Source organism: Streptomyces sp. NPDC004126 (genome assembly GCF_050275515.1).
In the GTDB taxonomy this organism is placed as follows: Bacteria; Actinomycetota; Actinomycetes; order Streptomycetales; family Streptomycetaceae; genus Streptomyces.
The window spans coordinates 229,062-244,168 of the sequence record NZ_JBNNPF010000005.1 but is presented as its reverse complement, the minus strand read 5'-3'; the positions used below and the strand labels follow the sequence as shown (position 1 = coordinate 244,168).

Sequence of the window (15,107 nt, the reverse complement as noted above, 5' to 3'; positions counted from 1 at the left end):
TCGGGCCGGCCTGTCAAGGGCGCTCCCTTCGGTCGCGTCGCTACGCGATCGCCTTCGGCGACCCTTGACAGACCGACCCGCCCCGGAAAGCCGAAAGACTGCCGGGAAACCCCCAAAGAAACGGCACGGTCCATCGTTGGAGGAGCGGGTCCGTCAGGGACGAGGCGAGGGGCCGGGGGCCGGCCCGCCGGGCATCCGGGCCCCCACATCTGTGATTCCGGGCCAGGGGCGCGACTACCCGCACGAGAGGCCGATCAGAGCCCCCTGCGGATCCCCCAGGCGCGTCAGATCGCTACGCGCTCCTCATTTCTCGGCGTCCGTCGGCCGTCTTGGGCCGCTGCTGTCATGAAACGGTGATCAGGGCAGCGAAAGACGTCCCCCAGACGCGACAGATCGCTACGCGCTCCCCGCGTCTCGGCGTCTGCGGCCCGTCTTGGGCTGCTACGAAGCCGGCTCCGGGGGTCGCTGGTGACCTCATTCCAGTCGGGCTCCATCGGCGTCGGTCACTGTGCATTCGAAGACGATCTCTTGCGGGTCGCCGTTCTGACAGGTCCACACCCGGCTTGCCGTCCGTCTCGGGTCCGCTCTGGGGTTGTCGGCGCCTCCAGGGCCACTGACCAGGGGCGGGAGGCCCACCATCGAGGAAGGCGCGATCATCATGACCCAGGACATTCAGCTGCTGGAGAAGGCACTGACCCACACGGCTCAGTTGCTCGGCAACACCACCCCGGGCCAGTACGGGCTGCCCACCCCGTGCGACGACTTCGACGTGCGGGCCCTGGCCAACCACATGGTCGCCGGCAACCCCTACTTCGCGGCTCTTGCCGGTGGTGGAGCCTCCGACTTCGGTCTGTTCGGGCAGGACAACATCGGTGAGCGGCAGCCCGGTGAGGTCTATGCCGAGGGGGTCAAGGAGGCGCTGGCCGCCTGGCAGGCGGAAGGTGCGCTCCAGCGGCACATGCCGCTGCCCGGGGGCGGGCTGGGGCCGCGCCTGGCTGATGTGTACCTGCTGGAGGCCGTGCTGCACGGCTGGGACCTCGCGACGGCCACCGGCCAGGACCGCGCCGGAGACCCGGACGCCGTAGAGGCCGCCCACCGGACCTGGTACGGCAACTACCCCGATGCCGCCCGTCCCAAGACCGGCTTGTTCGGCCCCGCGAAGGCCGTGGGGGAGGACGCACCCTTGCTGGACCGGCTCGCCGCCTACTTCGGCCGCACGGTCTGACGTCATGGCCCGGCCCCGCCGAGGCGGGGCCGACCGCACTCCAAATGCCAGGGGGCAAGGTTGAGTTCGCGGGTGGCCGTACAGGCCCGTTCTTGCCTGCCCGGTCGATCGTGCCGCGCGTACTCTTGCCTCGTGATTGATCACGGTTGTTGCTCTGCCCTACTACCGTCTCCATGTCGTGCCGGCGGTCGTGGCGCTGGCCTTCAGCGAGGTACGGGCCGCCGTCGGCGCCGATGCAGGCGACGAAGCCCTTCTGGACGCACCAGGCTGGTCTGCCGTAGTCACCGCAGCGGCCCGGCTGGCGCAGGTTCTGGTGGCCAACGATCAATCGGCGCTGAGCAAGCTGCATGACGCCGGCCATCGCTGGCCGCTCGGCAGCGAGCCGAGCAGTGCCCCGAGGGTCAAGGAGCGGATCGCCCGCGCCACCCGCTAGGCGGGCTGGACGTTGGCGACGGCGGTGGTGAATTCGCGGCCTGAGGAGCCTCGGATGTAGGCGAGCTCCATCCAGCGTTCGATGCCGGTGTCCGAGACGTTCTCGCTGATCACGGCCATCAGCTCGCCCTCGACGCCGGACGCGACAGCGCAGGAGGCGGTGCGGCACGTACTCGTAGCAGTCAGACACCGGCCGGCCTTTCGCCTGCGGGGATGTCTCCGTCGACGTCGTTCGGACGAGGCAACGTGGCGAGGAAGCGCTCCAAGCCGCGCGAGGCGCGGGCCATCAGTTCGTGGGACGGTTGGCAGCAGCCGGGTGGAAACCCGGCTTTTCGAGCCGCTCGTCTGGAGCGTGGATGGCACAGCCAGGCCGACGTGGCCGCCGCCTACGCCGCTCATGCGGCTGCTCTGGGCACGCCGGGGGACATCGACGTGCGGCAGGTGCGACGGTGGGAGTCGGCGAAGCCGGGCTGGCCCAATACCGAGGCGAGGCGAGTGCTGGGAGCCATGTTCGGGCTGTCACTGGGCCAGCTGGGCTTCGTACCGCCCCACAGAGCGAGGGCCCTGCCGTCGGACCTGACCGGAGAGGAACCCGTGCGCAGGCGTTCGTTCCTACAAGGGGTACTCGGTGCCGCTTCCCTGCTGGGGCCGGTCGGGGAGGACCGGCTGACGGCCGCGCTGGTCCAGGCCCGTCGCTACAGCGACCATGCCTTGGTTGGGCATCTTCGTGCCGCTCTGGACGCGACGGCCCGCGCCGATGGGAGTACCGGACCTCGACAGGCGCTACCTGCTGCGATGGAGATCCTGGCGGTTGTCGAGCACCTGGCACGCGACGCGTCCCCGTCTGTACGGGGGGAGTTGCTGGGAGTCGGCGCGCGGGCGGCGGAGTTCACCGCCTGGCTCCACCGGGACGCAGGTGCCCCGGTACATGTCACGGTCTTCTTCCACGACCGGGCCGTCGAGTGGGCGACCGTGACCGGTGACGGTTCCATGCACGCGTACGTTCTGCTGCGCAAGGCGCAGGCCACCGATCGCAACGACGCAGCCCGCATGCTCGACCTCTCCCATGCTGCCGCCCATGGCCCATGGACCCTGCCGCCCCGGGCGCAGGCCGAGGCCCTTCAACAAGAAGCCCGTGCCTTGGCCCTCACCGGAGCGCCGCCGGACACCGTCGCCCGTACCCTCGACCGAGCCCATCAGGCACTTGAACAGGCAGGAGAAGCCGAACCCGCGAGCTGCACCGGACCCCTGTGCGCGGGATATACCAGGGACCGGCTGATGGCGCAGAGCGCCATCAGCCACCGCGAAGCGGGTCAGCCCAGCCGCGCCGTCGAACTCCTCCAACAGCACCTAGTAGATGGTGCGTTCGCTCCGAGGGACCGGGCGTTCTTCACCGCGCACCTCTCAGGCGCCCTCGCCGCAGCAGGCGAACCCGATCAGGCAGCCGCCACCGGGATGTCCGCGCTCCGTCTCGCCGCCGCTCCCGGCTTCGGGCAAGCCCTTGGCGAGCTGCGCCGTACCGCCGCCCAGCTACGCCCCCACGCACGGCGCCCCGCCGTACGCGAACTCCGTCAGGCTCTGACAGCGGTGACCGTCTAGGGGGCCAGGAACCCGCTCACCCGGTCGATGACCTGGGCCTGCCAGATCTGTGTCTGCGGGTCGGCGTACCCGGGGTCGTCGTGGACCGCGAAGCCGTGCTGGGCGCCGTCCAGTTCCAGTAGTTCGGCCGTTGCGAAGGCGGGTAGGTACCGGCGGGAGGATTCCACCGGGACGAAGGTGTCCTTCGTGCCGTGAACGAGGAGGACGGGCGCCCGGACACTCCGCAGGTAGACCTCCGGATCCAGGTAGAACACTTCGTTGTGCAGGGCCCGGCCCAGCTCGAAGGGCGACTTCTCGGTGAAGCCGCGCTCGTCCAGATCGCGGGCTGCGGAGGTGGAGATGTAGTCACCGTCGAAGTAGGGTCGGCTGTCTACGTAGCGGTCCCGGTAGTCCAGGCGCGGGTTCAAGAGCACCAGCCGCTCGACGTCCTGCGGGCGGTACGCCGCGTGCAGAGCAGCCGCTCCACCCGAGAAGGACGCTGCGATCACATGCGGCGGGCCGTCCATCCCCGCCTCCCTGAGAAGACGGTCCCCGGCAGCTCGGATGTCGTTGGCGACCCCCGAGATGGTGATTTCCTGTGGTTGGCCCCCGCTCGTGCCGTGCGCTCGCAGATCGAACCTCAGGGACTGCACGCCGACCGTTGCGAGCCCCTTGGCAAGCCGGCTGAAGAAACCGCCCTCCCCTCTCGTCACACCGGCGCCGTGCACCAGCACCGCCAGCCCCCTCGTCTCCACTGCGGACGGAGCCGTCACCGTCCCCTCCAGCTTCGTACCGTCGAGCGACCGGAACCGAACTTCCCACTCAGAGGCCATGCCCCTGATGGTAGGGAGCGGGAGGGGAGTGCGGACGCCGAACCGGACACCCACTTCGGAAGATGGTCCTTGAAGAGCCCCAGACGGCCCGCAGACGCCGGGACGGGAGGAGCGCGTAGCGATCTGCTGCGTCTGGGGGCTTCCCAGGTCGCTCTGATCGGCCTCTCGTGCGGGTAGCCGCGCCCCTGGCCCTGGGCCGGGGCCGCACGGGCCCGGATGTCCGGCGGGCCGGCGCCCGGCCCCTCGCCTCGTCCCTGACGGACCCGTCCCTTCTCCTCTGGACCGTGCCGTTTCTTCGGGGGTTTCCCGGCAGTCTTCCGGCTTTCCGGGGCGGGTCGGTCTGTCAAGGGTCGCCGAAGGCGATCGCGGAGCGACGCGACCGAAGGGAGCGCCCTTGACAGGACGGCCCGGCGCGGAAGGACGATGGGACTGACGGGAAAGCCCCCGCCCGCTCCGATTCGGGCCGTGGGGATCCCGCCACCCCCACCCCGACCAGCCGAAACCCCCGTCCCGAAGTTCGGCCCCGCAGGTACCGGCGGCGCCGATGGGTCGTATCGTGGTCCCGGACGGGCGCCCCGCACCGTGTGCCCGACCAGCCGCTCCAGCGCAGCAGCGGCAGCCGCCGTCCACACCCCGCCGCATCAGGAGCCGCAACCGCCATGGCAAACCCGGCACACCCCGCCTATCCCGTAGGACTCCGTCTGGCAGGGCGCCGCGTCGTCGTCATCGGCGGCGGGCAGGTCGCCCAGCGCCGGCTGCCCGCGCTCGTCGCGGCCGGGGCCGACGTGCTGCTGATCTCCCCCTCCGCGACCCCCTCCGTGGACGTGATGGCGGAGACCGGCGAGATCCGCTGGGAGCGCCGCCGCTACCAGGACGGCGACCTCGACGGTGCCTGGTACGCGCTGATCGCGACGCGGGACCGGGCCGCCAACGACGCCGCCTCCGCCGAGGCCGAGAGCCGCCGGGTCTGGTGCGTGCGCGCCGACGACGCCGATGCCGCCACCGCCTGGACCCCGGCTACCGGCCGGGTGGAGGGTGTGACGGTCGCGGTGCTCAGCGGGAACGATCCGCGCCGTTCCGCCGCCGTGCGCGACGCGGTCGTCGAGGGGCTGCGCGACGGTTCCCTGACCGCCGCCCGTCCCCGCGTGCCGGGTGTCGCCCTCGTCGGCGGCGGGCCCGGCGACCCGGACCTGATCACCGTGCGCGGCCGCCGCCTGCTCGCCGAGGCCGACGTGGTCATCGCCGACCGGCTCGGCCCCCGCGACCTGCTGGACGAGCTCCCGCCGCACGTCGAGGTCATCGACGCCGCGAAGATCCCGTACGGCCGTTTCATGGCCCAGGAGGCCATCAACAACGCCCTGATCGAGCACGCCAAGGCCGGCAAGGCCGTGGTCCGGCTCAAGGGCGGGGACCCGTACGTCTTCGGCCGCGGCATGGAGGAGCTCCAGGCCCTCGCCGCCGAGGGGATCGCCTGCACCGTCGTGCCCGGCATCTCCAGCTCCATCTCGGTGCCGAGCGCCGCCGGGATCCCCGTCACCCACCGCGGGGTCGCGCACGAGTTCACCGTGGTCAGCGGCCACGTCGGACCGGACGACCCGCGCTCCCTCGTCGACTGGGCGGCCCTCGCCAAGCTCACCGGCACGATCGTCATCCTCATGGGCGTCGACAAGATCGGCCTGATCGCGGAGGCCCTGGTCCGCCACGGCCGCTCCGCCGACACGCCCGTCGCGGTCGTCCAGGAAGGCACCACCGCCACCCAGCGCCGGGTGGACGCCACCCTCGCCACGGTCGGTGAGACCGTCAAGGCGCAGGAGGTCCGCCCGCCGGCCGTCATCGTCATCGGTGACGTCGTACGCGTCAACGCACCCCTCACCGACGCCTGACAGGCCGTTGGCACCGCACCCAGGACAAGGCAGTATCACCCTGTGGCTGATCTCATCACCATCGAAGACCCCGACGACCCGCGCCTGCGCGACTACACGGGCCTGACCGACGTCGAGCTGCGGCGCCGCCGCGAGCCCGCCGAGGGCCTGTTCATCGCCGAGGGCGAGAAGGTCATCCGGCGGGCCAAGGACGCCGGGTACGAGATGCGGTCGATGCTGCTCTCGGCCAAGTGGGTCGACGTCATGCGCGACGTCATCGACGAGCTCCCGGCCCCGGTCTACGCGGTCAGCCCCGACCTCGCCGAGCGGGTCACCGGCTACCACGTGCACCGCGGCGCGCTCGCCTCGATGCAGCGCAAGCCGCTGCCCACGGCTCAGGAGCTGCTGGCGTCGGCGCGCCGGGTGGCCGTCATGGAGGCGGTCAACGACCACACCAACATCGGGGCCATCTTCCGCAGCGCCGCCGCCCTCGGCATGGACGCGGTGCTGCTGTCGCCCGACTGCGCGGACCCGCTGTACCGGCGCTCGGTCAAGGTGTCGATGGGCGCGGTGTTCTCCGTCCCGTACGCCCGCCTGGAGGCCTGGCCCAAGAGCCTGGACACGGTGCGGGAGTCGGGCTTCAAGCTCCTCGCCCTCACCCCGCACGAGAAGGCCTCGCCGATCGACGTGGCGGCCCCGCAGACCCTGGACCGGGTCGCGCTGATGCTGGGCGCGGAGGGCGACGGGCTGTCGACGCAGGCGCTGGTCGCCGCCGACGAGTGGGTGCGCATCCCCATGGCGCACGGCGTGGACTCGCTGCCCTGCGCCGCGGCCGGGCCCGCCGCCTTCGCGGGGGGGGCCGCCCGCGCCGGCGGGTGGGCGCTCCAACGTCCCCCGGGGCGGGGGCCCCCCCCCGGCGGGGGGGCCACCCCTTCAGAGTTTCTGCGCGAGCGCGATGCCCAGGGCCACGATCAGGGTCACCACGACGAACACGATCAGCCGCTGCCGCAGCAGCTTCGGGTCCGGCCGCGACGGGCGGCGCCCCGTGCCGGTCGTACGCGGGCCGGGGCGGCCCCCGGTGCGCCCGGCGGTGGATCCGGGGTTGCGGGGCGACGAGGGCCGCGGCTGGGGCCCGCTGTGGGGCCCCTGCGGCCTGGCGACGGGGGTCGCACCCCCGGTACGCCGTTCCGTGCTGCGGTCCGCGTGGCCCGGGCCCCGCCCGTCGGGACGCGCCGCGGGCCGCTCCACGCGGGCCCGCTGCGCCGGCGGGCGGCCGTCGCCCAGCCCCTGCGCCTCGCGGGCGGCGATCTCCTTCAGCCGCATCGACAGCTGGAGGGTGGTGGGCCGTTCCTCGGGGTCCTTGGCCAGGCAGGCCCGCACCAGCGGCGCGAGCGCGTCCGGGACCCCGACCAGGTGCGGTTCCTCGTGCACCACGCGGTACAGCATCACCTCGGAACTGCCGTGCCCGAAGGGCGAGTCGGCGGTGGCCGCGTAGGCGAGCGTGGCGCCGAGCGCGAACACGTCCGTGGCCGGGGTGACGGCGGCGCCGCGCACCTGCTCGGGTGCGAGGAAGCCGGGGGAGCCGACCGCGGTGCCCACGTGGGTGAGGGTGCTGGCCCCGGTGGCCCAGGCGATGCCGAAGTCGATGATCCGGGGGCCCTTGGGGGAGAGCAGGATGTTCGAGGGCTTCAGGTCCCGGTGGACCACGCCCGCCTCGTGCACGGCGACCAGGCCCTCGGAGAGCGCGGCACCGATCGCGGCGATCTGCGCGGCCGTCAGGGGCCCTTCCTCGGCGACCTTGTCGTGCAGCGAGGGGCCGGGCACGTACTGGGTGGCGAACCAGGGGCGTTCCGCGTCCAGGTCGGCGGCCACCAGCCGTGCCGTGCAGCCGCCGCGGATCCGCCGGGCCGCGGACACCTCGCGGGCGAACCGGGAGCGGAACTCCTGGTCCTCGGCCAGGTCGGGCCGGATCACCTTGAGGGCCACGCGCTGGCCGCGCCGGTCCGACCCCAGGTAGACCACGCCCATGCCGCCGGCACCGAGCCGCCGGTGCAGTCTGAACGAGCCGACGACACGCGGGTCCTCGCGCCGGAGCCGCATCATCGCCATGTCCACCCCGCTGACGGTCGTCCTGCTGACCTGGCACAGCTTACGGACCATCCGGCACCAGCGCTCAGAGGCCGCGCCCTCCCGGGGAGATTCGATTGTCAGTGCGGGGCAGGCCACTTGAGGGTGCGCCGGCTCCCGCACCCGACTGCCGCCCGCCACCGGCGCCCCGGCCCAAACGGCCCTCGCGCCAAGGGGATTGGCGCCGTCACCGCTCCCGCGGACGGCCGGATCGGCGGGGGAGCGGGCGGTTCCGTCGGGCGGGGCCGTCAACGCCCCGTACGAAGACATGCGTGTGCGGGGAGTGACGGAAGTGAGCGAAGTCACTACGCTCCGAAAGCCCCCTCCGGGAAGACCCCCATCACGGGGGAGGGATCTCCACCCAGGGGAGTACGCGGGGGCCGGCCTCGTCATCCTCCTGGAGGCCCGGCAAGGGGTACGAGGGCATGAGGCCAGGAGCCTTCCGGCCACCTAGTGTTGAAGACAAGCGGCGGGCGGCGCACTCGTCCCCCGAGGTCACAAGCCCGCCGCTGCCAGACGACAGGGAGAGGACCATGGCGGACATCGCACGGCAGGGACGCAAGGCATTCGCGTTCAACAGCCATGAGTCCGGCAAGCGGCACCCGCTGGTGGCCGCGGCCATGGTCCTCCCCCTGGCCGCCCTCCTGCTCTTCCTCTTCGGGGGCTTCGAGCAGGTGGCGGCGCAGGCGTCGTCCGTGGGCGTGATGCTGGGGCGCTGAGCGGCGCCCCGGGCCCGGAAGAGCGGTCCGGGCCGGGACATCGGCCTGTCGCACCCCGTGGGGACGGGGGAGCGGCGGACGGCAGGTGAAGGGTGCTGCCCGTACGACTGGGGAGTCGGACGGGCAGCACCCTTTCTCGCGTACCCGGACGTCCACGGCAACGCGGGAACACGGCAACGCGGCAACGCCGAAACGCCGAAACGCGGAAGCCCCGGCCGTCGTGACGGCCGGGGCTTCCGGTGCGGTGCGCGATACTGGGATTGAACCAGTGACCTCTTCCGTGTCAGGGAAGCGCTCTCCCGCTGAGCTAATCGCGCGGGGACCTTCTTCGCGTGATGCGAAGCCGCAGGTCGGGCGGTGTTGCGTGCGCGATACTGGGATTGAACCAGTGACCTCTTCCGTGTCAGGGAAGCGCTCTCCCGCTGAGCTAATCGCGCGGGTGGATCCGTAAGGATCCAAGTGGACGATACTGGGATTGAACCAGTGACCTCTTCCGTGTCAGGGAAGCGCTCTCCCGCTGAGCTAATCGTCCTTGGAGGTGGAGACGGGATTTGAACCCGTGTAGACGGCTTTGCAGGCCGTTGCCTCGCCTCTCGGCCACTCCACCTCGGAGTGTGCAGGGGTTCTCGGGAAGATCCCCCACTCAGAGCGGACGACGAGACTCGAACTCGCGACATCCACCTTGGCAAGGTGGTGCTCTACCAACTGAGCTACGTCCGCAGTGTCACCGTGTTCGCTCCGGGTTTTTCCCCGGCGCTCCCTGGCGACGTGTTGAACTCTAGCGGATTCCCGGGCCAGCTCAAAAACGCGTTTCCGCAGCGTGCTGCCACCCGATCACCGGAGGTCACCCGTCGGTCACCTCACCGGCGCCATCGCGCCACCGGTCATAGACTCGCAGCCGTGCACGACCTGCCTCCCCTGGCCCGCTTCGGCGGCCTCCTCGCGACCGACCTCCGGGACGTCACCAGCGACCCCTCGGCACTCGACTCCACCGGGTTCTGGGCGGTGACAGCAGACTTCGAAGGCCGGCTGGTCTGCGCGCGCTTCGGCGACATACGCCCCGACCCCGTACCCGCGCCCGTGCCCGGGGCCTGGCGCGGACCCGCCGCAGACCGCTGGTCCTCCTCGCTCGACCGCTCCGCGTACGTGGCGGGCGTCCGGCGGATCCGCGAGTACATCGCGGCGGGGGAGGTCTACCAGGCCAACCTCTGCCGGGTGATGTCCGCGCCGCTGCCGGACCCGGCGGCCGCCGACGTGGACGCGCTGACCTCGCTCCTCGCGCGCGGCAACCCCGCCCCCTACGCAGGAACGATTCGGCTCAGGGCCCACGGCGTGGAGATCGCCACCGCCTCCCCCGAGCTCTACCTGAGCCGCGACGGCCGCCACGTCGAGTCCGGACCCATCAAGGGAACCGGCCGCACCGCCGCCGACCTGCTGCCCAAGGACCACGCCGAGAACGTGATGATCGTGGACCTCGTCCGCAACGACCTCGGCCGCGTCTGCTCCACCGGCTCCGTCACCGTCCCCGAGCTGTGCGCCCTGGAAGAGCACCCCGGCCTCGTCCACCTCGTCTCCACCGTCAGCGGCGAACTCGCCGAGGACGCCGGCTGGCCCGAGCTGCTCGCCGCCACCTTCCCGCCCGGCTCGGTCACCGGCGCCCCCAAGTCCTCCGCCCTGCGGATCATCGAAGAGCTGGAGACCGCCCCCCGCGGCCCCTACTGTGGAGGCATCGGCTGGGTCGACGCCGACCGCGGCACCGCCGCGCTCGCCGTGGGCATCCGCACCTTCTGGATCGACCGCGAGGCACCCGGCGGCCCCCGCCTGCGCTTCGGCACGGGCGCCGGGATCACCTGGGGCTCCGACCCCGAACGGGAATGGGCCGAGACCGAGCTGAAGGCCGCCCGGCTGGTCGCACTGGCCTCCGGCGAGCCCCTGCCCGGCGCACACGAGACGACGCACGACCTGAGTGGAGGAACCGTACGGTGAGGATCTGGCTCGACGGCGCGCTGCACGACGCCGATGACGCGAGGGTGTCCGTACTGGACCACGGGCTGACCGTGGGCGACGGAGTCTTCGAAACGGTCAAGGCCCAGGACGGCACCCTCTTCGCCCTCACCCGCCACCTGGAGCGGCTGACCCGCTCCGCGCGCGGCCTGGGCCTCGCGGACCCCGACCTCGACGAGGTCCGCCGCGCCTGCGCCGCCGTACTGGAGGCCAACCCCGTCCCCCTCGGCCGGCTCCGGATCACCTACACCGGCGGACTCTCCCCGCTGGGCTCCGACCGCGGCGACGCCGGGCCCACCCTCGTCGTCGCCGTCGGCGAGACCGCCCGCCGCCCCGACACCACCGCCGTCATCACCGTCCCCTGGGTCCGCAACGAGCGCTCCGCGGTGACCGGCCTGAAGACCACCTCGTACGCCGAGAACGTCGTCGCCCTCGACCGGGCCGCCCGGGCGGGAGCCTCCGAGGCCCTCTTCGCCAACACCGTCGGACGGCTCTGCGAGGGCACCGGCTCCAACGTCTTCGTCGTCCTCGACGGGGAGATCCACACCCCGCCCGTCGCCTCGGGCTGCCTCGCGGGCATCACCCGCGCGCTGGCCGTCGAATGGACCGGGGCGAAGGAGACCGACCTGCCCTTCGACGTCCTGGAACGCGCCGAGGAGGTCTTCCTGACCTCCACCCTGCGCGACGTACAGGCCGTCCACCGCGTCGACGGGCGCGTCCTGACCGGCACCCCCGGCCCCGTCACGGCCAAGGCCATGCGCGTCTTCGACGAGCGCGCCGCGTCCGACATCGACCCCTGAGCCTCCCCCCGGGCGCCCCACGCCCCGTGGTCACGGCGGCGCGGGGCGGGTAGAACTCGACGATGACCACCACCCTGCGGCCGAGCGGGCCGCTGCAGCAGAGCGACTCCGGCGCGCGCTCGCGCCCGTACGAGGTCCGCGTCAACAGCAGGCGCGTCGGGGCGCTGCTGATCGCCGCCGACACGCCCTTCGGGCCGACCGTGGGGGAGATCCGGGACCTGGCCGTCGACGAGCGGGACCGCCGCCGCGGCCGGGCCACCGTCGCGGCCCTCGCCGCCGAGGAGGTGCTGCGCGGCTGGGGCTGCCGCCGGGTGAGGATCTCGGTCCCGGCCGGCTCCCCGGGCGGGCTCCGGCTCGCCGCCGCCCTCGGCTACACCGAGTCCAGCCGCAACATGGCCAAGGAGCTCCCGGCCGCCCCGCCCGACCTCTCCGCGGGGGTCCTGGGCCGGCCCATGACGCCGGACGAGTACGAGGCCTGGGACGCGCGGGCCCGGACCGACTACGCGGCGAGCTGGGTCGCCCGGGGGATGCCCGAGGAGGCCGCCCGGGCCAAGGCGCGGGCCGACCACGACGCGCAGCTCCCGCGGGGGCTGGCCACCCCCGGGGCCACCTTCGCCGTCCTGGAGGCGGCGGGCGCCCCCGTCGGCCACCTGTGGGTGGCGGCCGCCGGGGAGGGCTCGTACGTCTACGACGTCGCAGTCGCCGAGGAGCACCGCGGGCTCGGGTACGGCCGCGACCTGATGCTGCTCGCGGAGCGCACGGCCATCGCCGCCGGGCACCGGACGCTGGCGCTGCACGTGTTCACGGCCAACACCCCGGCCCTGCGCCTGTACGAGTCCCTCGGCTACCTGCCGACCGACCTGAACTTCGGCAAGGAGCTGATCTAGCCTGGGCACCGATGGGTGCCGAGGAGCGTGAGCGCAAGGTGTACCGGCCGCTGCGGCGGGCCGGTCTGGAAGTGATCCCGGACGCCGTGCCGGACGGTGTGATGCCGTTCGTCGGCTCGTACGGGGCCGAGGACGTCGCCGGGCACTTCTCCCTCCCGTATGACACCCCGCGGCTCGTGGAGCGGCTCAACGAGGCCTGGTACGGGCTCGCCGTCTCCACCGGCCTCTTCGACCACCGGCGCGAGTTCCTCGTCATGCTCCCGCAGGGCACCCGGTCGCACCGCGCCTCCCTGCGGTACATGCACGAGGGCTCCAGCGTGGCGCCGCCCGCGCTCTGGACGCGGGTGCGGCTGCTGGAGCGCTGGGACGTCATGGGCCGGGGCGCGGGGTCGGCGTTCCTCGGCGTGCACGCGGGCCACCCGGGCTTCGGCATGATGGCGCTCGACAGCAGCGCGTACATGATCTGCTCGACGGGCGAGCGGGGCGTCGACGTGGTCGCGGTGGCCCACCCGTACCGCTCGGCGGAGGTCCTGCGCCACCTGGAGTGGCTCGCGGGCTGGGACCACCCCTACGGCAACCCCGAGTTCAGGCGGCGGATCGCCGCCTGGCTCGCGGGCCGCCGGGAGCCCGCCGCGGCGGGGGCGGCCACCGGGGCGGCCACCGGGGCGGGCTCAGGGGCCTAGGCTCCGAGCAGCCGGTCCGCGATCTCCTCGATGCGGGCGCGCAGGCCCTCCTGGCTCTTGCCGCCGTCCAGGCGTTCACCGTCGATCACGTACGTCGGGGTGCCGGTCACGCCGATGGCCTTGCCCTCGGCCTGGTCGGCGTCGACGATCAGGATGTGCCGGCCGTCGATCAGGGCGGTGTCGAACTCCTCCACGTCCAGGCCGAGTTCACGCGCCACGTCCAGAAGTACGGCCTCGCCGCGCTCGCCCAGTTCGGCGGTGCGGGCGAGCACGGCCTCCGCGTACGGCCAGCCCTGGCCCTGCTCCGCGGCCTCCTCGGCGGCCTGCGCGGCGGCGAAGGCGTGCTTGTGCTTCTCCAGCGGGAAGTGCCGCAGCCGGATGTCCAGCCGGTCGCCGTAGCGGGCCCGCAGGGCGCGCACGTCGTCCAGGGCGCTGTGGCAGTCCGGGCACTGGAGTTCGCACCAGACTTCGAGGATCACGGAATCGGTCATGCGGACAGTCTCCCAGACCCCCTGAGGAGGAGATCCGACCCCGAGATCTCCCGGAGATCCGTGCGGGCGGGCCCGTGGCCGTGGCCGCCGCGGTGGGGGCCGGTGCAGGATGGAAAGGGACAGACCACCCGCCGCCGACCGCCGGAGGACCGCATGCTCGCCGAGACCATTTGTTCCGCGGTGTCCGCGGCGGGCCTGGGCATCGCCGCAGTGACCGCGTACCGCAAGCGCTTCCTCGCCGCGACGCGGATCGCGGCGTACTCGCTGGTGCCGGTGGGCCTGGTGCTGACCGGCGCGGTGGCGTGGGTGACCGGGATGGTCTTCAAGCCGACCGTCTGGATCGGCTTCGGCCTGCTGGGCCTGGCCTGGGTGCTGTTCATGACCACCCGGGCCGTGGAACGCCGGGGCCCGGGCCGGGCCGGGAAGGCCCCGAAGGCGGCCGGGGGAGCCCCCGGCCGGGAGGCCGTCGCGCCCGGCGCCTCCGCCCCCTCCCCGGGCACGGCGGGCCGCCGGAGCGCCGGGCCGGCCCCCGCCGCGGCGGCCCCGGCGGACGACTTCTCCGACATCGAGGCGATCCTCAAGAAGCACGGGATCTAGAACCGCCGCAGGGAGCTACGAGAGGCCCACGGTGAACGCTGCGCGGTAGCCGGTGCCGTCCGGGGCCGGGGCCAGGGTCATCTTGCCGTCGGCGGCCCGGTAGCGGTCGTCGTTGCCGTTCGGGTCGCGGGGGGCCTTGCGGCGCGCGTACGGCTGCCGCCCGTAGACCTCCTTCAGGAACGCGTCGGGCAGGAAGAACTGCGAGGTCGTCTCGGAGCGCTCGTCGGGCCGGACCTTGAAGTGGATGTGCGGCGCCAGCCCCGCGTACCAGCCCGGCACGATCGTCTCGAAGACGCAGCGGCCGGAGGCGTCGGTGGCCTGGACCCCGCGCAGCCAGGTCTGCTTGCCCTCCGAGTAGACGCCCGACGCGTCGGCCTGCCAGATGTCGACGGCGGCGCCCGCCAGCGGCCGGCAGCCGTCCTTCACGCGCACCACCGTCAGCTCCAGCCGCAGCGGTACGCCCTCGCGGCCCTCGGTGACGTCGGAGCGGGTCCGGCCGCGGCCGGAGTAGTTCGGCCCGGCTCCGGAGGTCACGGCCAGTACGCAGCCCGGCGTGGCGCCCGACGCCGCCGGTGCGGACCGGCCCGGTGCGGCCGGTCGGGCGCAGGCCGCCGTCAGCGCGGCGATCCCGGCGGATCCGGCGGTCAGCAGGAGGGCCCGCCGGCTGGTCGGGGTAGTGCCCTTGTCGGTCATGCGGAGCCTCTCGCGCGTGCGCCCTGGGCCGTCGCGTGCGGACGGCCGCCCACCGCGCCCACCGTCCCGCACCCCGGCGGCCGGGCCCGCGACCGACACACGGCCGACCGGGTCCTCGTAGCGGAAGCCGGGCCCGTGCGCAGGAGAAACCGCGGGGAAACCACCTGATCTGAGGA

General features: G+C 73.0%; 14 protein-coding genes, 5 tRNA genes and 2 pseudogenes. 11 read left to right on the top strand and 10 right to left on the bottom strand.

Going from position 1 to position 15,107, the window contains the following annotated elements; genetic code table 11:
- The first annotated feature begins 658 nt into the window (after nt 1–658).
- The gene (locus ACQKM2_RS07680; protein WP_427707384.1) at nt 659–1,225 is read left to right on the top strand and encodes a TIGR03086 family metal-binding protein; all 567 of its coding nucleotides are present in this window, start codon (nt 659–661) and stop codon (nt 1,223–1,225) included.
- 136 nt (nt 1,226–1,361) lie between these two features.
- Nucleotides 1,362–1,658, top strand: coding sequence for a hypothetical protein (locus ACQKM2_RS07675; protein ID WP_427707383.1), 297 nt, complete (start codon nt 1,362–1,364; stop codon nt 1,656–1,658).
- Here ACQKM2_RS07675 and ACQKM2_RS07670 read toward each other — a convergent pair.
- A pseudogene (locus ACQKM2_RS07670) lies at nt 1,655–1,847 on the bottom strand (hypothetical protein). The gene ACQKM2_RS07675 and the pseudogene ACQKM2_RS07670 sit on opposite strands and share 4 nt — an antisense overlap.
- Before the next feature lie 56 nt (nt 1,848–1,903).
- Here ACQKM2_RS07670 and ACQKM2_RS07665 point away from each other — a divergent pair.
- Nucleotides 1,904–3,256, top strand: a complete 1,353-nt coding sequence (locus ACQKM2_RS07665) for an XRE family transcriptional regulator (RefSeq protein WP_427707382.1) — start codon at nt 1,904–1,906, stop codon at nt 3,254–3,256.
- Here ACQKM2_RS07665 and ACQKM2_RS07660 read toward each other — a convergent pair.
- On the bottom strand, nt 3,253–4,068 hold the full coding sequence (locus ACQKM2_RS07660; RefSeq protein WP_427707381.1) for an alpha/beta hydrolase: 816 nt from the start codon (nt 4,066–4,068) through the stop codon (nt 3,253–3,255). The genes ACQKM2_RS07665 and ACQKM2_RS07660 overlap by 4 nt on opposite strands.
- A 659-nt stretch (nt 4,069–4,727) precedes the next feature.
- Between ACQKM2_RS07660 and cobA the strand changes: the two genes are divergently transcribed.
- Both cobA and ACQKM2_RS07650 read left to right on the top strand, forming a co-directional pair.
- Nucleotides 4,728–5,951 carry a uroporphyrinogen-III C-methyltransferase gene (gene cobA / locus ACQKM2_RS07655; RefSeq protein ID WP_427707380.1) on the top strand — a complete coding sequence of 408 codons (1,224 nt, stop codon included), beginning with the start codon at nt 4,728–4,730 and terminating at the stop codon, nt 5,949–5,951.
- A 42-nt stretch (nt 5,952–5,993) separates the two neighbouring features.
- Nucleotides 5,994–6,779: pseudogene (locus ACQKM2_RS07650) on the top strand (TrmH family RNA methyltransferase); the annotation flags it as partial.
- An 84-nt stretch (nt 6,780–6,863) separates the two neighbouring features.
- Here ACQKM2_RS07650 and ACQKM2_RS07645 read toward each other — a convergent pair.
- Nucleotides 6,864–8,039, bottom strand: coding sequence for a protein kinase domain-containing protein (locus tag ACQKM2_RS07645; protein ID WP_427707394.1), 1,176 nt, complete (start codon nt 8,037–8,039; stop codon nt 6,864–6,866).
- A 527-nt stretch (nt 8,040–8,566) separates the two neighbouring features.
- Between ACQKM2_RS07645 and ACQKM2_RS07640 the strand changes: the two genes are divergently transcribed.
- Nucleotides 8,567–8,776, top strand: coding sequence for a hypothetical protein (locus ACQKM2_RS07640; protein ID WP_399440059.1), 210 nt, complete (start codon nt 8,567–8,569; stop codon nt 8,774–8,776).
- Between the two features lie 245 nt (nt 8,777–9,021).
- On the opposite strand, the gene ACQKM2_RS07635 is transcribed toward ACQKM2_RS07640, so the two are convergent.
- The 5 genes from ACQKM2_RS07635 to ACQKM2_RS07615 all read right to left on the bottom strand — a co-directional run bounded on the left by ACQKM2_RS07635 (nt 9,022) and on the right by ACQKM2_RS07615 (nt 9,496).
- A tRNA-Val gene (locus tag ACQKM2_RS07635) sits at nt 9,022–9,093 on the bottom strand.
- Between the two features lie 48 nt (nt 9,094–9,141).
- Nucleotides 9,142–9,213 (bottom strand) — tRNA-Val (locus ACQKM2_RS07630).
- Between the two features lie 23 nt (nt 9,214–9,236).
- Nucleotides 9,237–9,308: transfer RNA gene (locus ACQKM2_RS07625), tRNA-Val, on the bottom strand.
- Nucleotide 9,309: 1 nt separating this feature from the next.
- A tRNA-Cys gene (locus ACQKM2_RS07620) sits at nt 9,310–9,383 on the bottom strand.
- 40 nt (nt 9,384–9,423) lie between these two features.
- A tRNA-Gly gene (locus ACQKM2_RS07615) sits at nt 9,424–9,496 on the bottom strand.
- A 180-nt stretch (nt 9,497–9,676) separates the two neighbouring features.
- Between ACQKM2_RS07615 and ACQKM2_RS07610 the strand changes: the two genes are divergently transcribed.
- The 4 genes from ACQKM2_RS07610 (at nt 9,677) to ACQKM2_RS07595 (ending at nt 13,150) form a co-directional block, all read left to right on the top strand.
- Nucleotides 9,677–10,762, top strand: a complete 1,086-nt coding sequence (locus ACQKM2_RS07610; protein WP_427707379.1) for a chorismate-binding protein — start codon at nt 9,677–9,679, stop codon at nt 10,760–10,762.
- Entirely contained in the window at nt 10,759–11,580 is an 822-nt protein-coding gene (locus ACQKM2_RS07605) for an aminotransferase class IV (RefSeq protein WP_427707378.1), read from the top strand. Before ACQKM2_RS07610 ends, ACQKM2_RS07605 begins: the two co-directional genes overlap by 4 nt.
- A gap of 62 nt (nt 11,581–11,642) precedes the next feature.
- Entirely contained in the window at nt 11,643–12,467 is an 825-nt protein-coding gene (locus ACQKM2_RS07600) for a GNAT family N-acetyltransferase (RefSeq protein WP_427707377.1), read from the top strand.
- Between the two features lie 11 nt (nt 12,468–12,478).
- Nucleotides 12,479–13,150 carry a hypothetical protein gene (locus ACQKM2_RS07595; protein WP_427707376.1) on the top strand — a complete coding sequence of 224 codons (672 nt, stop codon included), beginning with the start codon at nt 12,479–12,481 and terminating at the stop codon, nt 13,148–13,150.
- Here ACQKM2_RS07595 and ACQKM2_RS07590 read toward each other — a convergent pair.
- Nucleotides 13,147–13,641, bottom strand: coding sequence for a DsbA family protein (locus ACQKM2_RS07590; RefSeq protein ID WP_427707375.1), 495 nt, complete (start codon nt 13,639–13,641; stop codon nt 13,147–13,149). The two genes, ACQKM2_RS07595 and ACQKM2_RS07590, sit on opposite strands and share 4 nt — an antisense overlap.
- A gap of 153 nt (nt 13,642–13,794) precedes the next feature.
- On the opposite strand from ACQKM2_RS07590, the gene ACQKM2_RS07585 reads away from it, so the two are divergent.
- Nucleotides 13,795–14,238: a hypothetical protein gene (locus ACQKM2_RS07585; RefSeq protein WP_427707373.1), complete on the top strand. Its 444-nt coding sequence runs from the start codon at nt 13,795–13,797 to the stop codon at nt 14,236–14,238.
- Nucleotides 14,239–14,253: 15 nt separating this feature from the next.
- On the opposite strand, the gene ACQKM2_RS07580 is transcribed toward ACQKM2_RS07585, so the two are convergent.
- Complete coding sequence (locus tag ACQKM2_RS07580) at nt 14,254–14,931, bottom strand: intradiol ring-cleavage dioxygenase (protein ID WP_427707372.1); 678 nt, start codon at nt 14,929–14,931, stop codon at nt 14,254–14,256.
- Nucleotides 14,932–15,107 lie beyond the last annotated feature (176 nt).